We start from the raw sequence: 434 nt of genomic DNA on the forward strand, positions 1-434 counted from the left end.
GTCCGGATGTCATGTCTAAATTTACCACCACCATCGTTGCAGACAAAAAACGCTATCCGGTGTTGCTGTCTAACGGCAATAAAATCGGTGGCGGCGAGTTTTCAGACGGCCGTCATTGGGTGAAATGGGAAGACCCGTTTGCCAAACCGAGCTATCTCTTTGCTTTGGTGGCAGGCGATTTGGCGGTAACGGAAGATTATTTTACGACCATGAGCGGCCGTAAGGTCAAAATCGAGTTCTACACCACTGAGACAGACAAACCTAAAGTCGGTTTTGCCGTGGAATCGTTGAAAAATGCGATGAAATGGGACGAAACGCGCTTCGGCTTGGAATACGATTTGGATATTTTCATGGTCGTTGCCGTGGGCGATTTCAATATGGGCGCGATGGAAAACAAAGGTTTGAATATTTTCAACACCAAGTTCGTGCTGGCC

1 protein-coding gene is annotated in these 434 nt (G+C 47.7%); it reads left to right on the plus strand.

Going from position 1 to position 434, the window contains the following annotated elements; genetic code table 11:
- On the plus strand, positions 1 to 434 hold a 434-nt coding region (locus ACTHUR_RS21480; RefSeq protein WP_440400832.1), incomplete at both ends, for a M1 family aminopeptidase.

The sequence above is a fragment of the Neisseria sp. P0021.S007 genome, assembly GCF_051956855.1.